15 protein-coding genes and 1 pseudogene are annotated in these 21,246 nt (G+C 44.4%); 2 read left to right on the top strand and 14 right to left on the bottom strand.

The annotated features are described in order from the left end of the window. Positions 1–266: 266 nt before the first annotated feature. The 4 genes from E2L07_RS21460 to E2L07_RS01025 all read right to left on the bottom strand — a co-directional run bounded on the left by E2L07_RS21460 (position 267) and on the right by E2L07_RS01025 (position 9,046). Positions 267–3,458 (bottom strand): rhamnogalacturonan lyase family protein, encoded by a 3,192-nt coding sequence (locus E2L07_RS21460; protein ID WP_134228602.1) that lies wholly within the window; start codon positions 3,456–3,458, stop codon positions 267–269. Further along, positions 3,455–4,555, bottom strand: a complete 1,101-nt coding sequence (locus tag E2L07_RS01035; protein ID WP_053431663.1) for a rhamnogalacturonan acetylesterase — start codon at positions 4,553–4,555, stop codon at positions 3,455–3,457. Before E2L07_RS01035 ends, E2L07_RS21460 begins: the two co-directional genes overlap by 4 nt. 67 nt (positions 4,556–4,622) lie before the next feature. Next, entirely contained in the window at positions 4,623–7,427 is a 2,805-nt protein-coding gene (locus tag E2L07_RS01030; RefSeq protein ID WP_134228601.1) for a rhamnogalacturonan lyase, read from the bottom strand. Between the two features lie 209 nt (positions 7,428–7,636). Beyond that, a complete protein-coding gene (locus tag E2L07_RS01025) occupies positions 7,637–9,046 on the bottom strand; it encodes a SpoVR family protein (protein WP_053431665.1) in 1,410 nt (469 codons plus the stop codon). A gap of 275 nt (positions 9,047–9,321) precedes the next feature. On the opposite strand from E2L07_RS01025, the gene E2L07_RS01020 reads away from it, so the two are divergent. Together E2L07_RS01020 and E2L07_RS01015 are read left to right on the top strand one after the other, a co-directional pair. Beyond that, entirely contained in the window at positions 9,322–9,645 is a 324-nt protein-coding gene (locus E2L07_RS01020) for a YbjQ family protein (RefSeq protein WP_010897281.1), read from the top strand. A 7-nt stretch (positions 9,646–9,652) separates the two neighbouring features. Then, entirely contained in the window at positions 9,653–9,871 is a 219-nt protein-coding gene (locus tag E2L07_RS01015) for a hypothetical protein (RefSeq protein WP_010897280.1), read from the top strand. A gap of 25 nt (positions 9,872–9,896) precedes the next feature. Here the strand turns inward: E2L07_RS01015 and galT are convergent, their stop codons facing one another. The 10 genes and pseudogenes from galT to E2L07_RS00965 form a co-directional block, all read right to left on the bottom strand. After that, positions 9,897–11,423 (bottom strand): UDP-glucose--hexose-1-phosphate uridylyltransferase, encoded by a 1,527-nt coding sequence (gene galT, locus E2L07_RS01010; RefSeq protein ID WP_053431666.1) that lies wholly within the window; start codon positions 11,421–11,423, stop codon positions 9,897–9,899. A gap of 55 nt (positions 11,424–11,478) precedes the next feature. Further along, positions 11,479–12,483, bottom strand: coding sequence for a UDP-glucose 4-epimerase GalE (gene galE, locus E2L07_RS01005; protein WP_053431667.1), 1,005 nt, complete (start codon positions 12,481–12,483; stop codon positions 11,479–11,481). Positions 12,484–12,485: 2 nt separating this feature from the next. After that, entirely contained in the window at positions 12,486–13,673 is a 1,188-nt protein-coding gene (locus E2L07_RS01000; protein ID WP_175414309.1) for a galactokinase, read from the bottom strand. A gap of 123 nt (positions 13,674–13,796) precedes the next feature. Next, positions 13,797–15,533, bottom strand: coding sequence for a phospho-sugar mutase (locus E2L07_RS00995; protein WP_053431668.1), 1,737 nt, complete (start codon positions 15,531–15,533; stop codon positions 13,797–13,799). Positions 15,534–15,673: 140 nt separating this feature from the next. Further along, a complete protein-coding gene (locus E2L07_RS00990) occupies positions 15,674–16,801 on the bottom strand; it encodes a GerAB/ArcD/ProY family transporter (protein ID WP_053431669.1) in 1,128 nt (375 codons plus the stop codon). A 54-nt stretch (positions 16,802–16,855) separates the two neighbouring features. Beyond that, entirely contained in the window at positions 16,856–17,983 is a 1,128-nt protein-coding gene (locus E2L07_RS00985; RefSeq protein WP_243854877.1) for a GerAB/ArcD/ProY family transporter, read from the bottom strand. Continuing rightward, positions 17,962–19,056, bottom strand: coding sequence for a GerAB/ArcD/ProY family transporter (locus E2L07_RS00980; RefSeq protein WP_053431671.1), 1,095 nt, complete (start codon positions 19,054–19,056; stop codon positions 17,962–17,964). The genes E2L07_RS00985 and E2L07_RS00980 overlap by 22 nt, the downstream gene beginning before the upstream one ends. 27 nt (positions 19,057–19,083) lie before the next feature. After that, positions 19,084–19,329 (bottom strand): hypothetical protein, encoded by a 246-nt coding sequence (locus tag E2L07_RS00975; protein WP_010897272.1) that lies wholly within the window; start codon positions 19,327–19,329, stop codon positions 19,084–19,086. A gap of 48 nt (positions 19,330–19,377) precedes the next feature. Beyond that, positions 19,378–20,547 (bottom strand): Ger(x)C family spore germination protein, encoded by a 1,170-nt coding sequence (locus tag E2L07_RS00970; RefSeq protein ID WP_053431672.1) that lies wholly within the window; start codon positions 20,545–20,547, stop codon positions 19,378–19,380. Between the two features lie 32 nt (positions 20,548–20,579). Beyond that, positions 20,580–21,071: pseudogene (locus tag E2L07_RS00965) on the bottom strand (spore germination protein); the annotation flags it as partial. Positions 21,072–21,246 lie beyond the last annotated feature (175 nt).

The following is a 21,246-nucleotide window of genomic DNA, read 5'->3' as shown; positions in this document are numbered from 1 at the left end:
TGTCTCATACAATTCCCAAAAAAAGATGGTGGTCTGACAATTGAATAACCTAGCTCCTCCTTTAAATCTTAATGACGAATCTAGCACTTTTCTTATACTTTAATCCATTACAGACGCTAAACAACGTTAATAAGGGTGGCACTCACCGACGCTGAATGCCACCCTTATTTTTCAAATGTTTATTTTATAGGGTGATTGTTTCAAAAAAACACTCGCTTGCCGCGAGCAAGGCGTCTCGTGATTTTGACAATCTCCCTACATCTTTTTTAGTTATTAATGCTAATGGTAGTCGCTCCTTGGAGGGCGTGCTGATGATCAAAATAGCCGACAAGGGATACTTCCACTTCTCCTCTGAACTCATCAGGTAATGCTTTTTTGATCGACTCGAAGTCAAACTCTACTTGTCTTACAATCCCTTTACCTGTTACTTTCTCCGCTTGAATTGTTTCCCCATTGACGAATAATCTGACAGATGATGATACGAGAGATTCTCCCGTCGTTGGTGAATCGAATCTCACTTGAACCGATAGCTTCTTTTTCCCTTGCTGATTTGCTTTCAGCTCAACTGGTACTACTTGTCCTGCATGCACTTTTGGTAACGGGGCTTCCTTCATACCGTGGCCGAGGAAGTAGCTCGTATGCGGTGGCTGATTATATCCGACATTTTGCCAAGCAACGCTCAAGCGATAGACAGAGTCATGCATAAGTGTTGGGATACGGTGCTCTGTTTCTTCGGTCGTCGTATAGATTCGCAGCTCGGTACTATCAGCAGATGGCCAAATAACTTCCTCCCGCCAATCCCCAAACAAGTCGGCTTGTAAGGATGGGTTACCTTTCGTCCAGTTGTTTGACCTTGTCCCTTCTGGAACGAAAATCTCCACTAGCTCTTCCTTTTCCCAATCCCATTTCTCGATTTTTCCTACTCCGTGGGGATCTTTGCTTGGGTCAAAGGAATGATCAAGGAGCTCACGCAGCAAATCACCCGTCCACCAAATCGCAAAATTAACCGATTGCGGAGTTTTCTTCGTAATGGATTCTCCTTCAACGGAGAATAGGCCACTTCCTTCACGCCCATCCCATTGTGCAGATGCCCATAGCTCTGCCCCATCAAAGCGTGGATCAATATCGGCTGCCATCGCCCGTCCAACGTCGGTCCCTGTAAATTCACCCCAGAGCAGCTCGCCCGTCTCTGCATCCCGAATGCCATAGCCTACAGGAGAGCGCGAGTCTTCATGAGGTTGAAAAATCTCCAGCCCTTTGCGATTCGGATTAAGGTTGCTCACATGGTTAGCATCTCCATGGCCCCAGCCAGTCGAATAAAGCCCCGTGCCATCGTGATCCACCACCATAGCACCATAGATAATCTCATCCTTGCCATCACCGTCTACATCCGCGACTGCTAGACTATGGTTCCCTTGCCCTGCATAGCGTTCATTTCCTGGATCATTGCTATCAAACACCCATTGCTCTTGTATTTTCCCATCGTCCCATTGATAAGCAGCTAACACCGTCCGCGTATAATAGCCTCTAGCCATGACAAAGCTTGGTCTTTCTCCGTCTAAATACGCCACACCTGCTAGGAAGCGGTCTACACGATTACCATAATTGTCGCCCCAATCACTGACATTCCCACGTGGCGGAACATAGTCAATCGTGTCTAGCGCCTCGCCTGTTTCACCAGAAAAGATCGTCAAATATTCAGGACCATCTAAAATGTAACCTGATGAATTTCGATAATCGGCGTCTCGATCCCCTATCACATTGCCAACTCCATCGACCGTTCCGTCTGCTGTTTTTAAGACGACTTCTGAACGACCATTTCCATCAAAATCATAGACGAGAAACTGGGTATAATGGGCTCCAGCTCGAATGTTTCGTCCCAAATCCAGACGCCAAAGCTTCGTTCCATCTAATTTATACGCATCAAGATAAACGTTCCCCGTATAGCCAGACCGTGAGTTATCTTTTGAATTTGTTGGGTCCCATTTCAAAATAATTTCGTACTGCCCGTCCCCATCTAAATCTCCAACACTTGCGTCATTGGCTGTATATTCATAGGCAACACCATCCGGAGTGACTCCTCCCTCTGGCTTATCAAGAGGGATGGCAAGATATTCATCACCCCATACCGATACAGGATTGGACATATCTTCATCTTTCCCAGCTACTGCCTTTATTTGATAGACAGAGTCTGTCGTCCCATCAACGTCGACAAAATTGGTCCCTTCTTGCAGTCCGGCTTTCGTGATTTTTTCTCCATCACGGTACACATGAAAGACAGTCAACGGATGCTCCGTCCCGAGTAGACGCCAGCTTAAAAACACTCCGTCCTCCCGTTTTACGGCGACAAGCCCTCTGTCTAGCTGTTCCTTTTGCCTAAGCATCACATGGGCAATCGGCGAAGCAACTGGATCGGTTGCCTTTGAACGTCCTCCTTCATTTACAGCCTCGATCTTATAATAAAATGAAGCTGTCGTTAAAACGTCATGATCGGTATAAGATGCTTCTGTAGTCGTAGCGACCTTCGTAAAGGGGCCTTCCTCCCGCTTCGCTCGATAAACGTAATAAAAGAGTGCATCGTTCGTTTGTGCCCATTCAAGGGCTACCCCATTCGATAAAGCACTCGCAACTTTCATCTCATCAGGGGCATTCGGTTTTTCGACCGCCTCATCGAACAGCTTTACGGTTAACACTTCACTTTTGTGCGATTCTACCTCATCTTGGCCTACAGCTGTTACAACATACTGATAGGTGGCTCCAAGTATCGCTTCCATATCACGATAGACCGTTTGCTGTTCTTCGGCAATTTTCGTATATTCCTCGTCTCCGTCCTCTTTTCGGTACACATGATAATGATTCGCATGCTCTACTTCTTTCCAGCTTAGCTCGACATACGTAGGGTCACCAAGCTGTATCTCGGTTACGTCTAGTTCCTCAGGGGCCATAACTGGAATTAACTCGAGCCCGTTCACCCTCCCGTTCTCGGTAAAATGAATGACGAGCTGATCATCCGTAATTTCAATTACTTCCGTATAGGAGGCAAAATGTCCAGCCGTTGACGTAATCGAACCTTTGCTCACACCGTTCATCGCAATACCTGTACGGTTAAAGGCAATTTGATCACCCGCAATTACCCGCACATAATAGTGTCCCGGCTCTACATCGACTATAAATTGAAAATTCGAATCGAGCACAAAATCTCTCCTGAGGGCGTCAGGGGCCCCGCGATCCCGTTCGTTCACTTGCTTATTTAATCCAAATCCTCTCTCGCTGTCATAAATCATCGTATGAGACACCTTTGTAAATCCTTCTTCCACAGGACTTGTCTCTGAACCAAAATCATACGCATGACGCTGTTGTCCTTGTTCCTTTCTCGGTTCGGCTCCGATTGCTGTAGCCGTCAATAGAGATGAAAACGTGATAAGACATACAAGACAGGCGGAAAGGAAACGATTCATCGCTGTTCCTCCTTCAATGTTTTATTCGCTTGTCCAAACGTTTGACGTAAACCTTCTTGCTCGGTTATCCCTTCATAGACAAGCCGGGCGATTTCGATGGCTCCTTTGACATGAAAATGAGTATTATCTTCCGTTCCTTCAGGATATTGCGGATATTCATTTGGATCTGTCCACATAAACAAAGGCTTTGTTCCCTCAGGACCTAATGCCTCGAACAACTGTTTACTTTTCTCAGCTAAATCGATACACGCTACCCCTAGCATTTGGCTAAGGCCCACTACCGCTCGTACGTAATCACCATGGGTATCTTCGAGCCATCTGCTTTCAGTAAATGCTCTTCGATGCACAGGAGTCATGAGAACGGGAGTCGCTCCTTTGTTGTTTGCCGTCGCAACATATTCTGCTAAATAGGTCAAATAATCGGCAAAGGGAGCTGTACCTCGCTCATCATTCTTTTGATCGTTGTGACCGAATTGAATCAATAATAAATCACCTTTTCCTAGCAATGATTCTAGACGTTCTAATCGCCCTTCTTGGATAAAACTTTTCGAACTTCGACCCGACTTCGCATGATTGGAAACGGCACCTGCTGTTAAAAACAACGGTAACGCCTGCCCCCAGCCCGTATACGGATAATGACCAGAACATTGATCACAAACGGTGGAATCCCCAGCAAGAAAAATCGTTGGGCAGTGAATGGGTTTAATTTGTAACGACTGAACTTGCGGAACATCTCCAAGGAAAGCAAGTCTTAACTCTTGTTGTTCAACACGGACAATAAACTCACGCTCGGTGATCTCCCCTGCCTTTGTTCGAATTTGCTGAAGCATAATGGAGCCTGCACCAGCTTTAATCGACGTGCGCCCTTCCCGTTCCTTATCACCTAGCGCTACCTTCACATGATAGTTTCCGTTTTTCACCGGAATGACGAGCGATGGGCGTCTTTGTTTTCCGTAATCTCCCGGATACGAACGGAATCCGTCCTCTTGATTCATTAACGGTGTCCAGATTAGGGGGATAGTACCCTCCTGAGCATCTACCCTTGTAAAGGAAAGGGGGTAGCCACTCTCCTCTCGATTTTGCACCACCAATTCCATAGACTGTCTCCTTTCAGTTGTTGAAGAGGACCGCTCCATTCTGTTTGAAGCGGCCTTTTTCGTCTACTCATTTTTTTCTCAGGTCGGCAATATATTGTGCAGCTAGATAGTGGAGGTGGGCAGCTACTTCATCAGATAACTGCTTCTTCTTCCGTTTATCTAATTGCGTTTGAAAACGTTCCATTGTTTTGATCGCTTGTTTGTACGATCCTTTTTCTGCGTGATGAATTGCTTGACGTAACGTCGTTTGCAGTTGCTTCAATAGTGGATTTTTTAATTCTCCGTTCTTCTCATATTCGCTAAGTTGCTGCTGTAACTTGAGCGCCAAAGCAGGCATTTTAAAGTCAGGAACAGGAACATACGCCCAATCCGTATCGGAGGCAAAGTAAAAGCTCGGATAAGATGGTTGGTTGTAGCCAACGTTTTGCCACGCGATCCCTGTTCGATATTGGATATCGTGCATTAGCGTATACAGCTTTCGATCAGTCACTTCAGTGCTTAAATAAATGCGAATGGCTGAGCTGTCCTCCGCTCTTACTAACAGTTCTTCACGCCAATCACCAAAGACATCTGCAACTAACGACGGATTTCCTTTCGTGTAATTGTTCGTCCGCGTGCCCGTTGCTGTTAAAAGCCGCCCACGAGTCCAATCATCAATTGTCGGCGTCTGTTCAATCGCACCATTGACAATTTGTGTCGTCATATCCGCTGCCCATTTAATGTTCATATTTGTCCCTGGCATGGAATCGCTTATTTTCTGACCATCGGCTGTCCATAGGCCAACTGCCCACGTTTCTAAGCCTCTTGTTGATGGTATGACATCTCCGACCATTCCGCGCCCCGTGTCTTGCCCTGTATATCCACCATAGATGACATCGCCTGTTTCTGCATCTCTCAAAGCGTACCCGTATGGCGCCCACGGTCCACCTTCGAATACCATAAAGATTTCTTGCCCTGGGCGATCTGGATTTATATCAGCGACATGAAGAGCATCTCCATGTCCAAGCTTCGCCATGGCTCCAGGATCTGCACTCCCTTCTGGTAGCACATCCTCTGAACTGTAAAGGACCGATCCATCATGATCGATCGTCGCAGCACCGTAAATGATTTCATGCTTTCCATCCCCGTCCACATCAGCGACACTTAAGGAATGGGCTCCTTGGGTCGTTAACGTCCCATATTCTGGGTCAGTACCATTACGACCATGTGGACTATCGTTAAATGGATTATCCATCGGCACCCAGCCGCTATCCACATACCAATGCTCCTTTAATGATTGTCCGTCCCAACGATAGCTGACCAATGTAGTCCGTGTATAGTAGCCTCTCGCAAATACGGCAAACGGCTGTTTTCCGTCAAGATAAGCCACTCCCGCAAGAAAACGATCAACGCGGTTCGCTGGTTCGATTCTTGCCATCGCGTAATCGCCCCACATGAGTCCGTCATCATGACGCTCAGGCTTATAGTGAATCGTTTCGAGCTCAGCGCCTGTTCTCCCATCGAATACCGTTAAATATTCGGGACCTTCCACAATGAATCCTTCAAACGTGCGAAGATCATTTCTTCCGCTTCGGCTCGGAGCATATTCATCGATAAAGTAATCGACAAGTTCCTCCGCGTCTTCTTGAGTAAGTGGGTACGAATAACGCGGTTCAATCCCTAAACTTTCTTCGATCGTCTCTGGCCAGCGTCCAGCAACGACTTCCTCATGTTCATGCCAGCCTTTAAAAACGTTTACTAAATATGCATAGTAGTCATCTGCGCTCATCCGAAAATCATCCTCATGGCTGTAGCCTGCTTGAACGTCTTCTTCGGGCATCGTAATGTAGCGCTCACTTGCTACATTTCCTTCTTCATCAAATGTGATTGCTTTCGTTCCCGGTGCCGTTTTAAACATCAATTCAGCCGTACCATTACCATCAAAATCATAGACGAGAAACTGCGTATAATGCGCTCCCGAACGAATGTTAACGCCTAAATCAATTCGATACAAAAGCGTCCCGTCCAATCGGTACGCATCGATGTACGTGTTGCCAGTGTAACCTTTCTGTGAGACATCCTTTGAATTCGAAGGGTCCCACTTGACGAAAAATTCATATTGCCCATCGCCCGTCACATCCCCCACGCTCATGTCGTTTGCATGGTACGTATAAGGTTCACCAGCAGGGGTGATTCCGTCCTCAGGCTTTTGCAACGGCAGCTCATAATAATCCGTTTCCCATGGGGTTACGACTGCGCTTTTGTCCATTTCTTTGCCATCTTTTACAGCGCGTACGTGATAGGTTGCATCACTCCTCCCCTCGAGATCGCGATAGTTCGTACTATCCTCAACTGTTGCAATTTTCTTTCCATCTCGATAGACGTTGAAGTTTACACCGGTCAATCCTTGCTCAGAATAACCGGAAACTTCATTCACAAGTAGCCGCCAGCTTAAGAAATTCCCTTCATCTGTTGTCGCTACGACAAGTCCCCGATCTAAATATTCTAATTGGACCTTTAGATTGTCATGCTTGTCCGAACGGATCGTCTCCGACATTGCCACTTCTTCTTCATCGATGAGTGCAGCCACTTTAAAGTAGTGAGGCATGTGGGTGGAGCGTTCAAAAGTAAAACTCGTTTCCGAAACTTCCCCGACCTGTCGATAATTCATATCGGCCGTGTCTTTATTCGCCCAATAAACAACGTACACATCCGTCTGATCAAAATCATCCCACGTGAGCGTCACATACTCTTCTCCTTGTGCTTCAACCTGTAACCCTGTTACTTTACCTTTCTCCTTTCCTTTCACTTCCGGTAGATGTGAGAAAGGAACCGTTAAAGAAACTGCACAGACCATGACGACGATCAACAGAAAAGTCAGCCTTTTCCTCATTCTCTTCCCCCTTTTGAGAATTTCCCGCACAGGGACGAAAGAAACCGCTTACATTTCTTTGCAACTTGCACAGGTACAACATAGTATAAAGGCGAAGACGATAATCTCATAGAGGAAAAACGTTAAATTTCTTTTCATTATCAACAATTCTTTACGTTTTTTGAAAAGAATACACTAAGAAAAAGGCTGCCTAAAGACAGCCCCCACTTTTATAAATACTTTCGGTGCACTTTGTTGCCATCATACGTAAACGTGACCGCTTTGTCATTAATGACCGTTTCTACATGAACCGATCGTCCCCAAAGCTGATGCAAATAAGGAAGCACCTTTTCAAGATAGCCGACATCGAGTTCCGTGCTCTCATAGCGATGTTGAATGTAAAGCTCACCGTTTTTTAAAAAGTCACCATCGGTTACGACTAAGTACGGAAACCCGCCATTGATTCTGGATGAAACGAGTTGATCACGGACTTCCTCCCAGTCTTTATCAACAATCTTGTAATCGGCTCCCTGTTTTTGAAATAAGTACATATCTTCACGCATGACGAGATCTTTCGTTAAGTAATTACGGATAAAGGAAAGATCCGATTCAATTTCGCGAACTTCAAAAATCTTTTCCCGTCCGCTCCCCGGCTTTACTCCTTGCCTCTTCATCTCTTCTGACGGCTCATTATAGCACTGCTCAATATCCTCAAAAATTTTCAAACCCAAATAATAGGGATTGATTGTCGTTCGAGACGGTTGAACAACATTGGCATTCAGCTTGGCAAATTCCACCGCTTCGGCGCTTGTTAAATCCATCTCACGAATGATTCGAGCGTGCCAATAAGATGCCCATCCTTCATTCATAACCTTCGTCTCAAGCTGTGGCCAGAAATAAAGCATTTCCTCCCTCATCATCGTTAACACATCCCGTTGCCACGGCTCTAATTCCCGACTATATTCTTCAATAAATAAAAGAATGTCCTTTTCCGGCTTCGGTGGAAACGCTTTTTTCTTTGACTCCCGGCGCCCTGGCTCTTTCGTTGCATCAAGATTCCATAAGTCGTCAAATTCTGAGCGCTTCGGTTTTATCTCTTCTTCCGGTTCATCCTCCATCGACCAGGATAGCTTTGGCCGCACGAGACTTGGGTCAATATGCTCCTGAATCGCAAGGACCGCATCAAGAAACCGCTCTACCTCTGCTTTGCCATGAACGTGTTCATAATGGGCAATACGTTCGGCTGTCGCGCTCATGCTTTCCACCATATCCCTTCTCGTATTCGAAAAACGAACGTTGTTTTTAAAGAAATCACAATGGGCCAGAACGTGGGCCACAATGAGCTTATTTTGAATGAGACTATTGCTATCAAGCAAGAAGGCATAGCACGGATCTGAATTAATGACGAGTTCATAAATTTTACTTAAACCCAGATCATATTGAAGCTTCATTTTATAAAACTGCTTTCCAAAGCTCCAATGGGTATACCTAGTGGGCATCCCATAGGCACCAAACGTGTAAATAATATCAGCAGGACAAATTTCATAGCGCATCGGATAAAAGTCTAAGCCAAACCCTTCGGCAATCTCCGTAATTTCTTCTATCGCATGTTGAAGCTCTTTCCAAGCGTCTGTTGACATCTCGTCCCCTCCTTAGCTCCGCTTTGTTCATTTTATGAATCATCTTCCCTAATGATGATGAACAAAAGAAAACTCGGCGATTCCCTTAGACGAGGTACTAGTAGAACCCTCGTACACTTATCCTTAACTCCATTTGATCATGACTACTAAACATTTCATCCTCCCCTCTAAAGTAGTGAAACTCTCTCATATTGGAACAATTTGAAACGAAAAAGAGGATTCCTTCGTATAAATAGCGAAACAAATTTCTTAAACCTTGAGGAGGAACCAATGACATGATTTCTACTACTACTCACTCTGTTGAAGGACATGAAATTACAGACTATGTCGGCATTGTAAATGGAGAAGCGATTATGGGAGCAAATGTCGTTCGCGACTTTCTTGCAGGAATCTCCGATGTGATCGGCGGACGAAGCGCAGCTTATGAAGATAAACTAGCAGAAGGTCGGCAAATTGCCGTGCGAGAAATGGAAGACCGAGCGGCTCAATTAGGTGCGGATGCCGTCGTTGGCGTGATGCTAGACTTTGAAACCCTTCGAGATGGAATGCTTATGTGTGTAGCCACAGGTACAGCTGTTAAATTGAGAAGAAGGAGCTGAGGAAGCTATGTCATTTGAGCTGCTGATTCCGTTAGCAGCCATTGCCCTTCCGGCTGTGATCGTCTTTATTGTGTTTCGACATAAAGCAAAGGAATTGGAAATGCGCCAAGAGTGGAACCCTGAATTAGAAGATCTTAATGACAAAATGGACATTATTCTCCAGCGGTTAGATGCTATCGAGGAGCAGCAGCGTCTCATGATACGCGAACGTAAAAAGGAAGTGTAGCCAGAGAAGCTCACTTCCTTTTTTCTTATTGATTAAGAGTAGAAATGAAACGGTCAAAAGCGGCTGCTCCTTCCCCCGTCCGCTTAAACACACCGGCGTGGGCCAAAATCGTCGCAAACACCTTGCCAATTTCATCTCGCAAAATGTCCATTACATTGCTATCATGTAAATGAGCATGACGCTCTTTAATCGCCAGCGCCCAAGCTTCATGCTTTTGAATTTGCTCATACCGAGCGATCACCTGCCTTGGATCACTTGAGAGCAACGCCTCTGCCAGAAGCTCGAGCTCTTCCTTTAACCGGCCAGGTAGGACGGCAAGCCCCATCACTTCAATTAAGCCAATGTTTTCTTTTTTAATGTGATGAACTTCTTGGTGCGGGTGGAAAATGCCATCCGGGTGCTCTTTACTCGTTCGATTGTTTCGTAAAACGAGATCCAGTTCAAACAATTCTCCCCGTCGTCTAGCAATGGGAGTAATGGTATTATGCGGTGTATCTCCTGTAAACGGATAGATGTCCGCCGCCTCATCACCGTATGCTTGCCAAGCATGATAAACATGGTCCGCCGCTTTGACGAGCTCCTCTCGGTCCATTCCTTGTAAGCGAACGACAGACATCGGCCACTTCACAATCCCGGCTATAACCGAAGGGAATCGACTGATGCTAAACGTTTTTTCCATACTAGCTTTCGCCATCGGAAACGCATGATTCCCCCCTTGAAAATGATCGTGACTTAAAATCGAGCCGCCTACAATCGGTAAATCGGCATTCGAGCCAATAAAATAATGGGGGAATTTTTCTGTAAATTCCAATAGACGAGCAAACGTTTCCGTCGATATTTTCATCGGTACGTGCTCACCAGAGAACACAATCGCATGCTCATTGTAATAGACGTAGGGCGAAAATTGCATGTACCACTGCTCTTGATTCAACTCGACAGGTATGACGCGCAAATTTTGTCTGGCAGGATGATTGACTCTTCCGCGATACCCGACATTTTCTTTACATAACAAGCACTTTGGATACGAACTTGCCTGCAGGTGCTTCGCTTGCGCAATCGCTTTCGGATCTTTTTCAGGCTTGGAAAGATTGATGGTGATTTCTAGCTGGCCATACGGTGTTTCACTAAACCAATGTTCGTTCTTGGCAATCCGATCGGTCCGAATGTAATGAACTTGTTTAGAAAAGTCGTAAAAGGCTTTCGTCGCTTCCTCTGGCCCTTGTTGTTCGTACCTCTCATAAAAGGTCCGAATCGTCTCTGATGGCTGGCCGAGTAGTGCGCCCATTAGTTTCGTGTCAAGTAGATCTCGGTACGTTACTGTATTTGCTTCCAGTCGCCCATTTTCAGCAGCCCAGTCGAGAATGTTTTCTAGTATTGGGTAAGGCATCTCGCACTCTACGTCCACTTGTTCGACCGGCTCTAGTTCATCTAAATCTAATACGTCAAGAACTCGGTTTCGACTAGCATCTATATCCCATTTTGTAATGAGCCCATGCTGCAGGGCATAGGTTAGTAGCGCTTCAATCTGGATAGCAATTGATGATTGTGACATGACTCTTCCACCTTCTTCCTAGTAGATTTGATCAAGAGACATGAATCTTTACGTGTCATTGCTTATCTTTGTTTTCTGTTGAATACCCATGTGGATGTTCCTTGTGCCAATTCCACGCATGTTCAACCATCGTTTCAAGGGAAGGATACTTAGGTTCCCAGCCAAGAATGGTTTGTGCTTTTTCTGAGGAAGCGATAAGCGAAGCAGGATCTCCACTTCTCCTTGGTGCTATCTCTGCAGGAATCGGATGTCCCGTCACTTGACGGCACACTTCAATCACTTCCTTGACGGAAAAGCCTTTCCCGTTCCCTAAATTAAAGCTTCCTGACTGTCCATCTTTACGCAAATGCTCACATGCTAAATAATGGGCGTTGGCTAAATCCATAACGTGAATGTAATCTCGAATGCAGCTACCATCTTCCGTTTGATAGTCGTCACCGAAAATCGCGACCCTCTCCCGTTGACCTAACGCCACTTGTAAAACAATTGGTATTAGGTGACTTTCAGGACTATGATCTTCGCCAATACGTCCGTTCGGATCTGCCCCAGCAGCATTAAAATAGCGGAGGCAAACATACTGGAGTCCATAAGCTTCTTGACACCAATGGAACATTTTTTCGATCGCGAGCTTCGTCTCTCCATAAGGGTTTGTCGGAATGGTCGGATCCGATTCCTGAATCGGAATTTGCACTGGCTCGCCATATGTGGCAGCGGTCGACGAAAACACGATTTTCTTTACATCATGCTCAAGCATTTTCTTCAATAGCGTATGGGTGCCGATCACATTGTTTTCATAATATTCAATCGGTCGTTTTACACTCTCTCCTACAAGGGAATTGGCAGCGAAATGGATGACCGTATCGATCGAATGAGTCGTAAAAATCGTATCGAGCAGCTGATCATCTCGGATATCCCCATGATAGAATGTCACATCGGACAATGCCCCAGCGTGCCCTTTCTGTAAGTTGTCTAGAACAATGACTTGCTCACCTTGCTCTAAAAGAAACAACACCGTATGACTCCCGATATAACCAGCCCCACCCGTCACAAGAATTGCCATTGTTAAGCGCCTCCTTTCCATTCGTTCACACCGTCACCTAACTCGGTCACATAAAAGGTTGGCTTGTAGCCAATTTTTTTCTCATACCCTTTAGAAACGACAGTCTGAAAAGCAGTAATCTCTTCCTCATGAACAATGCTTACCGTACAGCCGCCAAATCCAGCCCCTGTCATTCTCGTTCCGATACACCCAGGTGCACTTGCTTGAAGGTCGAATAACGTGTCAAGCTCAACTCCCGTTACATCATAATCCTCACGAAGCGACAGATGTGAGGCTTTCATCAACTCGCCAAACGTTTGCAACTCTCCTGCTTTAAGTGCAGAAACAGCGGCTAGTACCCGCGCATCCTCTGTTACAACATGGCGAACGCGGCGATAGATCAGTTCATCCTCAATGACAGGACCTAATTCAGCGAACATTTCCTCTGTCACTTCACCCAAATGGCTTAGATTCGGTTGTTTCTTTCTCAGCTGCTCTAAGCCCATTTCACATTCTCGCCGACGTTCGTTATACTTTGAGTCTGCTAGCCCTCTTCGTTTATTAGAGTTCGTAATGACAAGTTTATACCCTTTCAGAATGAGGGGGACTTGGTCATATTCTAACGTGCTCGTATTCAAAAACAACGCGTGATCTTTCTTTCCCATTCCAACAGCAAATTGGTCCATTAAGCCTGTACTTACTCCGATAAAATCATTTTCCATCCGTTGACATAGCTTAGCGAGTGTTACTCGATCAATGTCTACACCGGAGCATTGTGTAAGTCCATAGGCCGTGACCATTCCGATTGATGCCGACGATGATAAACCTGCTCCGTTCGGGATATTTCCATAAAAATAAATAGTAGCCCCTGGAAGATCCACTCCAAGCTTTGCCAACTCGGCAATAATGCCCTTCGGATAATTGCCCCAGTCATCCTTTGGATCAAATCGTAAGTCAGAGTTTCTAAAGACAACGGATGTATCAAAGTTGGCGCTTCTTAGATGGTATTCCCCGTCGTCTCGCAGCTTGATCACCATATACGTCCCATTCGTTAATGCACCTGGGAACACGTATCCCCCGTTATAATCGGTATGCTCTCCGATTAAATTGACACGTCCTGGGGCAAAAAACACCCGTACATCAGTCAAACGATCAAAAGAAAACGCTTCCGCAAAAGATGTGAGCAGATCCTCTTTGTAAGCAACTTCCATGTCCATCCCCCATTCCTCAACGAATTACTTAATTAATTTAATTTATTAATTGTATCCTATCATATATTTGCAGATTTGTCGTTAAAATCACGTAAAAAAAGCTGAGCATCAGCTCAACTTTTTTTACACATACGAGTGCACGATCTCTTCTACGTCGCGCTTTACCGCATCTAATGCGGCTTCGCTTTTCTCTAAAGCTTCCGTTTTTACACCGTAATAAATTTTAAGCTTTGGCTCTGTTCCTGATGGACGGAGACAAAACCACGAGCCATCTTCAAGCATATATTTTAAAACGTTTGATGTTGGTAACGTGATTGCTTCTACAGTTCGTTCTTTGACCGACACTTTTTCTTTTGTTTGATAGTCTTCAATCACGACCACTTGTTGGTCATTCACTTGTTTCGGGGGCGATTGACGGAATTGGCTTAACACGTGTTGAATTTTTTCAACGCCGACTTTTCCTTTCAATGTGATAGATGTCAATCCTTCACGGTAATACCCATAACGATCAAACAGCTCTAATAAACCATCATAAAGGGTCATCCCACGCGACTTGTAGTAAGCTGTCATTTCGGCCGCTAATAAGCACGCTTGTACTGCATCTTTATCACGTACAAAGTCCCCAATTAAGTAGCCATAGCTTTCTTCATAACCGAATAAAAATTGATGCTCGCCAGATTGCTCGTATTCCTTTATCTTTTCACCAATAAATTTGAAACCAGTTAATGTATCTACCATAGGGATACCGAAATCCTCCGCAATGGCGCGGCCAAACTCAGATGTCACAATCGTCTTTAACGCGATGCCGTTAACTGGGAGTTGCCCTTTTTCCTTCTTTTGTGAAAGAAGGTAATGAAGCATCAATCCCCCTGTTTGGTTCCCCGTCAGAACAATGTATTCACCGGCTTGATTTTTTACAGCTACACCGACGCGATCCGCATCAGGATCGGTTGCGATCAACACATCTGCTTCTGTCTTTTTGCCGTACTCAATCGCCAAGGCAAACGCTGCATGCTCCTCTGGATTTGGCGCTTTAACCGTTGAAAACTGTGGATCAGGTAGCTCCTGCTCTTTAACAACCGTTACATTTTCAAAGCCGACTGCTTCCAGCACACGCCGAACTGGGAGATTAGCCGTTCCGTGTAGTGGAGTGAACACAATACGAACATCTTTAGCTGACGCTTCAAGCAGCTCTGGATTGACAATAATCGTCTTTAGAGCCTCGTGATAAGCTACGTCCACCTCTTCACCGATCATTTCCAGCGTTCCATTTTCCTTTAGCTCGCGTTCATCCCCAACAGGAATCACAAGCTCGTCTTCTATTTCGTTAACAAATTTGACGAGTCGATTAGCCGGCTCAGGTGGAAGCTGACATCCATCTGAACCATATACTTTAAAGCCGTTATACTCGGGTGGATTATGACTTGCTGTGATCACAATACCACCTGCTGCTCCTAGCTTTCTAACAGCAAACGATAGTTCAGGTGTTGGACGTAATTCTTCAAATAAGTATGCTTTAATTCCGTGCTTCCCGATCGTCAATGCCGCTTCACGTGCGAACTCAGGTGATTTATGCCGGGAATCATAGGCAATGACGACCCCCTGCGCTTTTACATGTTCCCCTTGCTCAAGCAAGTAACGGGCAAAGCCTTCAGAAGCTTTACGAATTGTATATGTATTCATTCGGTTCGGACCTGGTCCAATTTCTCCGCGCATTCCACCTGTCCCGAACTCTAAGTTTTTATAAAAGCAGTCTTCAAGCTGCTGTTCGTCCCCACCAATGGCTTCCAACGATTGTTTTAGCTCTAATTCAAGCTCATTAAAGCCTTTCCATTTTTCATAACGCTGTCTCCAACTCATCCGAGTCCCCTCCATCCTCTTTATTTCTTCCATTATATCATCTTGCTTGCTTTGTGATTTGATGAAATCTAATATTTTATCTAGTATTTCTTTGAAAAGCTTATGTGGAGGAACTTGATTGTAGGACAAGGTACACCATTTTATGAAAATGTATTCATCTTCTCCGCTTGGTGAACAGACCTTTTTCCTTTTACTAGAGCGACAATCACTAGGACAATCAGCGGAACTACGTAAGCCACTCCTTTCCAGAGCGGTTCTCTTACGGTGACGAACGTGGCCCATGTCCTCACTCCTAGAGAAATGAACACCATCGCAAACAAGAAGGAAACGAGTGCAAGCGGGAAAATAAAGATTTGCTTGTCTTTTAACTTAAACATGGCGACAAGGGTCACATTCATCATATAAAGTGAGACAACATCTTTCATAAACGAAGCGATAATGAGAGAATAACCGATCAAAATTTCCGAGCCTTCAAATACTTCATAAAGGGCGATAGTTCGTGCCACTTCATACATGGAAAATGGTCGATCCCCAGCAATCGGCCCAAAGACGAGCAATGTACTTACGGTCACCAATATCATCAAGATATGATTAATAATAAGGGCATAAACCATTCCCTTTTTCACCTTCGTTCGCTCATCCTTACGAACATATGGAAGCAGCATTGAAAATAAAATGATTTCGGTGACTGGAATTCCAAAAAAGAAATAAGTACCTAGAAGAACCGGTTTGATCCCATCAGGCAATATAGGGAGGAGAAAGCTAGGATCGTAATCAACGCTCGCTAAAATCATAACAAAAATGCTAAACAGAAGAACCGTTGCCATCAGAATCGGAAATAGCCTAGCGAACGCTTCAATCCCAGCTCTTGCCGTTAACGAGGAAACGAGAAAAATAAGTAAAACAAATACATAGAGCGGCGTTTCCCGCATCATCGTGGTCGTCATAAACAACCCTACATCCACGACAATACCAGCGGTACTATGAAGCTGCATCGTAATAAATGGGATCGCCAAAATCCAAGTGAACCAAGAACCGACAAGTTTACGGCTGTATTCAATCAAATTTAAATCGGGAAATCTGTCATATAAAAAGAGCATCCCCCATAGAAGAAGCAAGCCGCCTGCAAGGGAAATGACGACAGAAAGCCAAGCCCCGTTTTGAGCAAAACCAATCATTGGGGCAGGCGCATTTAAGATCGTGGAACCAGTAATAAATGAAAAAAACACAGCATTAAATTGAAAGGCGCTAATTTGTTGCTTATTCACTCGTAACACCTCCTTGTCATATTGCTTCCGGTATGTCACCTACATCTTATTTCATTAGGTTGCTGCTCGTTTCTTATTCTTTTTGAAATAAGCAATGATCGCGATGAAAATTAAAGGAATAATGTAAGAACAAAGCTTTAACAATGGCTCAGCTACTGTTACATGTTCACCCCAGCGGGCATGCCCCAACGATAGTTGAATGAGAGAAAAAAGAAAGCAAATGAATGCAAGTGGAAAGATAAGAACGTTTGGATCTTTGACTTTCAGCAAATGAACGATCGTCATATACAAAATATAGAACGTAATCACCGCCTTCATATAGGAAGTTGTAATAAGCGAATAGCCAATTAAGATGTCAAACCTCGTTACCCGAGCCACCTCATAAGTGGAATACGGTCTATCCCCTGCAATCGGGCCAAAAACGAGTAATGCACAAATCGTCACGGCCACCAAATAAATCCAATTGAACGTAAGCGCACTCACCATTCCTTTTTTTACAGAGACATAATCTTGGTTAGACACAAACGGGAGCAACATAGAAAAAATGACGAGTTCGGAATATGGGAAGCCCAAAAAAGAAAAATAGGTCCCATGGAGGATTGGTTTTATACCATCAGGCATAACGGGAAGTAAGAATTCAATGTCGTAGTGACCTGCAGCAAGCAGGAGAATAACCGTTATAAACAAAATACTTGTGATAATAAGCATGGGAAACATCCGCGCAAATAGCTCGATTCCCCCTCGCGCAGTAAAAGCAACGGCAATAAAGATGATCAGATTAAACAAGTAAAGTGGCGTCTCCCGAAGCATGGAGGAAGTCATAAACAACCCAATATCAAGGACGATCCCAGCGGTGCTGTTTAATTGTGTGAACGCAAACGGAATGCCGATCAAAACGGTTAGCCATTTCCCGACTAACGAACGACTGTATTCAATAAACGTTAAACGAGGATGCATTTTATGCAAGGAAAGCACGGTAGCTAGGAGAGCAATGGCTCCGATAAATGAGAGCAGCAACGAAAGCCACGCCCCGTTGCCAGCGTTGCCAATGAGTGGGCCGGAATGACAATAACCGCTGAACCGGTTAAAAAGATAAAAAACAGCATTGACAATTGGATTGGCGTTATCTGTTGTTGACCTTTCATCTGTACATCTCGCTTTCACTCGATTTGTCTTCGCCAAGCTGCTACAGCTGTCAAAATGAACAGAGGGAGATTGACAATCGTAACAAGAAGAATATCAGTAACTAGAACAAATTCATTCCATTTCGCTACGCCTTCAGAAATAATAACCATTGAGAATAGAAAACCTATAAGAGCTAAAGGAAACACAATTATTTGCTCATCTTTGATTCCAAATAATTGGCCAATGACTAAGCTAAGAATGTAAAGTATAATCACATCCAATAGAAAGGCCCCTGCGATAAGGGAATATCCAATCAAAATTTCAACACCTGTAATAATTTCGTACAAATGAATGGTACGTGCTATTTCGAATAAAGAATATATTCGTTCTCCTGCAATTGGGCCGAACACGAGGATTGTACTTAATGTAATACCTCCCAATAAAAAGGTACCTAGGAGGAGAGAAAGGTACATTCCCTTTTTAAGCTTGCCATACTCTCTTTTATCAACAAACGGCAAGAGCATCGAAAAGAGAACGATGTCGGCATAGGGAAATGAATAAGAAAAAGATGCCCCTAGTAGGACCGGTTTAATACCGTCCGGCATGACCGGAAAAAAATGCTCCCATTGATATTGCTCACTTGCTAGTGCGAGAACGAGTAATACAACCCCGAAAACAGTTAGATTTAGAACTGTACTAGTTCGGGCAAATACTGTAATTCCTAATCGTGCAGTTAAAGCAACGATAGACAAGGTTAAAAGCACAAAAACATATAAGGGGGTTTCCCGCATCATCGTTGCAGTCATAAACAAGCTGATATCAAGGGCATTCCCGCTGAGATGATATAAATTCAACGTAATGAACGGTAACATGAACAAAATTGTAAGTGGCTTCCCTACTAATTTGTTGCTGTACTCGACAAACGAAAGGTGGGGAAATTTTCGATACAAATAAAGTAAACATGCCACAAAAATGAAGCCTGTAACCGCTGATAAGAGAATCGACAACCACGCTCCATTTCCCGCATAACCGATTAGAGGACCTGGTATATTAATGATCGCAGCTCCTATTAATAAAAGGAAAAACAAGCTAGACATCTGATGCGCATGAATACGCTGCTGACTTTTCACTCCCTTTCACCTCACTTTGGCCGCGCGTTAAGAAGGGGGGGCCTCTAAGAATTCAACAATGTGACGAGCAGGCTCTCGAAATAAGGCATCGACAGCCGTATGCAAAAAAGGCCAGTCTAAATCAAACACAAAAATAAGACTCTGATAAAGGGCAACAAACATGAGACCAGTGTATACTCCGATTGTTTTCCCTTCCTTTTCTTTTAGTTTTGGTATGTCATAACCTAATATGACAGCGTAAACGACTATCATCACAATGAGCTTAATGACCATTTTGAGTTCCTCCGCTCGACCGTATAAATTAATGATAAAAAAGGAGCGTCATTCGGTGAAAGTAGGCTTTCCAATCATTGTGCCTGTATTTATGACTCGCAATTGGACATCCACCGAAAATTCAGCTTTAGCAAAGCGTTCATCCCAATCAGCCTTCCATTCCTTCCACTTTTGCGGATCCTTGCCGTAAATTTTGTTTCCTATGTTGATAGCATCGAATTTCTTTTCCTGTAAAGTAGCGACGGTGGTTAAAATTTGTTGTTCGAAAAATTGGCTTATGTATTCAACAAACTCTTGTTCCTGCTCAGGCTCCAGCGTTTCTGAACAAGCCAACTCTTGAATGACCACCTCCATCCGAACAGGGATCGATACGCGCAAGGAATCCCCTTCAATAATTGGGCGTACCGCAGAATCCATTGAGACGACTTCAATCACTTCCACCTGTTGAGGTTCTTCTTTCTTTCCCGGACAAGGAAATTGGATCATTCCGTTTTGATAGTCCGTTCGAATTATTTGTAAGTACTCCACTAAATCAGGGGACAGCTTGTCCACTAGCTTTCCGTCCTTCAATAAGCCCACACCCGATACTGTCGCGGAAGGCTGGGGATGGACATCCTCTTTATGGATTAACGGAATGACCGCATTCCCTACCTCACTTCGTAATTGCAGGGCAATTTTGAGCAACCTCGTTTCAATGCTTTTATTGGCAAACGTGTGAGCCCCCTCTTCATTCACTAACAGTTGGTGCCCTGGGGTCATCTCCATCAATGGGGCAATGTTCAAAAAATCGCTAGCTTTCCCTTCTGTTACAGCAATCGACGAAATAATTCGTGGTTCATGATCACGATAAAAAAACTCTAGAAGTTCAGCAACTCCTCTTTCTTCTGCCAATCTCTCGGCCACTAAGATCGAACTAATATGGCTCCACTGTGCTTTGCGACCAATGTGCATTGGAATGTTACGAAGAGCCTTTGTAACCGATTCTGCTGATGTTTGAATGTTGAGATAATTTTGTCCTGCCTTCCCGCCTCCCATCTGTCCGACTGCCCCTTCGGGTGAAGGGCGGTATAGTTGAGTGGTTAACATAATATTCCCTGCCTCTGTCTCATCGAGTGCGAGCCCAATTACAAAAGCTCGTTCGGTGAGCTCTAGGCCATCGCAACTCATAAGGGAGAACAGCAAACACAAGACAAGAAGACGGGAAAGGTATTTTTTCATAGGAATTCTTCTCCATATTAAGAGCATACGTCTTAATCACCCCTTACTTCATATGGACGTTTTCGTGGTGATTTGATCAACGTTTTAAATGGCGCCCTGATAAACACATCTCGAAGTTCTCTGAATTTAAACGGCCCAACAGGACTTAAATAAGGCTGGCCTAACGAGTGCAGACTGACTAGATGAAGCCAAATTAAGATTAAGCCGATCATTAGGCCAAATCCACCTAGAAGTGCCGCCAAGACCATGAGTGGAAATTGCAAAAGCCTAAGCGCGATAGCAAACGTATACTGTGGTAACGCAAAGGAAGCAATTCCTGTTAAGGCAACGACAATGACCATAATCGGGGAAGCAATTCCTGCTTGAATCGCTGCTTCTCCTAGCACGAGAGCGCCGACGATACTAACAGCTGCACCAACGGGCCGAGGGAGCCTGACTCCTGCTTCTCGCAACAGTTCAAAGAAAATCATCATAATTAATGCTTCGATTAAGGAAGGGAACGGAATCCCTTCCCTGGCATCAATAAATAGAGTCTCGGAATAAATAACAATTTTCCGGGTGAAATGAACCAAAATTACTGGAAATTGGATTGGAATGGCCTGCACACTCATTATTTTCATTGTATTTTCAAAAATGTGCATGACAAAGAAACCTATTGCCATTATTTTTTTAAAAATTGACTAGGCGGCTTTAGGAAAG

Source organism: Halalkalibacterium halodurans, from assembly GCF_004376175.1.
Taxonomy (GTDB): Bacteria; Bacillota; Bacilli; order Bacillales; family Bacillaceae_D; genus Halalkalibacterium; species Halalkalibacterium halodurans.
The sequence above is the reverse complement of the archived record's forward strand: the minus strand, read 5'-3'. Positions and strand labels throughout refer to the sequence as shown.